Origin of the sequence: Acinetobacter gerneri DSM 14967 = CIP 107464 = MTCC 9824 (assembly GCF_000368565.1) — a bacterium.
Taxonomy (GTDB): domain Bacteria; phylum Pseudomonadota; class Gammaproteobacteria; order Pseudomonadales; family Moraxellaceae; genus Acinetobacter; species Acinetobacter gerneri.
Map to the genome: position 1 here is coordinate 1 of NZ_KB849532.1, position 2,994 is coordinate 2,994.

Consider the following 2,994-nt stretch of genomic DNA (forward strand, 5'->3'; position numbering starts at 1 on the left):
TCATAAAGTTTTTGATGATTTTCAGTGATTTCTAAATCGTAATATTCTCGATCTGATTTCTTTAAAAACACCTCTGACAAACGATTATTTTTTTCGGTATCACTTAATTTCATGGTCTAAATGCTCCTATTTTGCGTTTATTGGCGGTTTTAGCTCTGTTTAGCTAGATTTCCCTGTTTTTGAGAAAAGGGCGCTTAAATGCGATTTTAGGCGGTTTTTACGCTATGGGGCGAAATTCGATATTGGGGCGTTTCTAACAAGCAAATTTTTAGCGGTTTGGAGATTTATCATTTTCCGACAGCAGGAGGGAATGCACGCTTCCGCGTTTCTCAGAAACAAACCAAAATTTCTGAGTAGCAACGAAGGAATGCACGCTTACTCGTTTCTCTTCGATAAACAAAAAACCACCTCTGAAAAAGATAAAAATAAGCCCCAAAAGTTGGGGCGTTTTGAAATCTTTTTTAGAGGATTAATTGCTACTTTTTGGCATTCACGTAGTCATAAAATTGAATTTGCTGTTTGGGGTCTTTTAGCATAGGGCGAAGTCTTCGGGCAAAGTCATCTAGAGATTCATTTTCTAATTTTAAATGAGCGAATTTTTTATCTCTCGACATGTGGTATGACAAGCCATTCACTTGCATATTTTGCAATTCAATAAACTTAGGTTCATCGACCTGTTTGATTGATGCAGATTGGATTTTTTTAGAACCAAAGCCGAGCTGTTCCAGTAGCGGGTAAAACATCCTGAATTTTTTAGGCTCTAAAAGCATATCGGCAAGGCGTTTCGTAAAGTCTTCGGCTGACTCTCCGATCTCTGCATATTCGCTACCAACTTCGGGCATTTCAGATAATTTATGTGCGAACAAATGCCGTTGGGCATCGGTCATTTCAACAAAAAAATCGGGTGTGTTTGGATCTCGTTTAGGGTCGATTTTTTGTTCTACTTTTGGCTGTGGTTTTTGTTTGAATCGGAATGAAAAACCACTAATTGAACGACCATTTTTATGTTGTTCTACCTTCACTTTAATGTCTGTTTTTTCATTAATTTGCTGTAATGATGGTTCTAAAACACGACTTTTGAAATGATTCATTGCTTTGTATTCATTAGGTTCAACTCCTAACTGACTTCTGAAATCCGCTAGTTTCAAAATTGGAGTTTTACCTACCTCACGCCATGTTATCAATAGTTCATAAAGTCGTATTGCATACTTGCCTGTAAGTCCTGAAACTTGATTAATCTGATAGCTTGTAAAGTGTTTCTCAAGTCGTGTAATTAGTGGAACTACATCAGGGGCAAAGGTGATTTCTAGTAGAGCAGAATCATCAATGTATTTAATACGACTAACCCATCGTGAGCGAACAATACCAATCCCTTTTGATGTTTCTTCTTGGAATGAAAATTGTCGATCAAATAGGTTGTTTACAGCTTCTTTTAAAGCCTTGTAAGCACCTTCTTTTGTGACATTGAACTGTTTTGCATAATCACTGGCATGAATTTCTAACTTACTGTCAGCAGTAATTCCTTTCCCTGTTTCTCTAGCACTGATAATTGCCAATAAAATTAACCTTTGTTCTGTTACCTCCAAGTTGTAACTGGCATTCATAAGAGCATTATCTTTTACAACTAACCCGCCTTTCATTAAGACACCATTATTTTTATGTATATTAAGACACACTATATTTTTATGTGTCTTAATGCAAACTATTTGTGTCGGTATTGGTGTTTTTGAACAAACTATTTGTGTCGGTATGACAAACTATTTGTGTCGGTATGTCCTCTGAAACGCACGTATATCAATACTTTCAAGGCTCTTAAAAGCATTTAAAAGCTTTTTATATTATTAAAAGCCCAAAAAAATAAAAAACGGCATTTAAAACTGCCCTATGTTTTCGCTTTGCTCAAACTCTATTGAATCTCGCTGCGCTCGATTCCTGGGGGCAGTTTTTTCAAAGACTGGCTAGGACGCTAAAAACAAAAATGGATTCGCTACGCTCATAAAGCTTTATGCTCGCTTCGCTCGTCATGGAGCCAATAACTGCCGTCGCTTTGCTCTGTAAATCTTGTTATGGAGCAATAGGAAGCTTGTAATCAGGGAAAAGAAAGGGACGAAATTTTTATAACGCTCAGTCGCTCGTAGACACTCGCTCGGTTTGCTATTGAAAATCATATATTTAAAATTCTATCGTATAGATTTATTAAAACTAACGTATAAAAATCTTGATTTATTTAATTCTATCGTATAGATTTATTAAAACTAACGTATAGGAGTAAATATTATGGCTAAAGTTATCGGTATCTTTACAGGTAAAGATTTGAAGTGGATGGAATCAGAAGGCGGTTCAGGCTATTGGATAGTACGTACAGACCGTATTAAAAGTGCTGAATATGTAATTTTAATTCGAAATCATAGAGAAACATGGGCGGTAAAAGATGGCTTAGGTCATGGTCAAGCCTTCATGGTTGGTAAAATTTCGGGCTGTATTCCGACTAAAAAACATGCTGGTAGAAAATTAATTCAAATTAGTGAATATGCACTGTTGCCAGACACAGAAAACTTTAAAAAGGCTTGGAAAAAATTAACAGCAGGTCAAAGATATCCAGTAGCTTATTTGAATACCAATGATCTATTACAAAACATTGACCTTGATGTTGAAAAGCTTGAGTGGTCTGCTTTTAATGCAAATCCAAATGCAGAAACTGCTTCACATGAATCTGAAATTATTGCTGAAGAAGCTGTAGACGAAACAAAAGAACTATCTGAAATTATTGCTGAAGCTAAAGAAATGATAGCTCATGCAGCAGGTATTGACGTGGATAAAGTTAATATCCAAATCAGTTTCTAATTAATTTTTTTTAATAGCTCATAGCCATTTAGTTATGAGCTAATTTTTTTAAATATTCTTCAAAATCTTGCTTGTTTAAATCACCTGAAACGTACTGATCATAAAGTTTTTGATGATTTTCAGTGATTTCTAAATCGTAATATTCTCGAT

General features: G+C 35.4%; 1 protein-coding gene and 1 pseudogene. One reads left to right on the forward strand and one right to left on the reverse strand.

The window, feature by feature from the left end:
• Positions 1 to 710 precede the first annotated feature (710 nt).
• Positions 711 to 1,640, reverse strand: a pseudogene (repM, locus tag F960_RS00325) (replication initiation protein RepM); the annotation flags it as partial.
• 637 nt (positions 1,641 to 2,277) lie between these two features.
• On the opposite strand from repM, the gene F960_RS00330 reads away from it, so the two are divergent.
• Positions 2,278 to 2,844 (forward strand): hypothetical protein, encoded by a 567-nt coding sequence (locus F960_RS00330; protein ID WP_004854578.1) that lies wholly within the window; start codon positions 2,278 to 2,280, stop codon positions 2,842 to 2,844.
• Positions 2,845 to 2,994 lie beyond the last annotated feature (150 nt).

Coding starts and splice junctions, on each gene's coding strand:
- F960_RS00330 (WP_004854578.1), top strand. CDS start 2,278: ATGGCTAAAGTTATCGGTATCTTTACAGGTAAAGATTTGAAGTGGATG.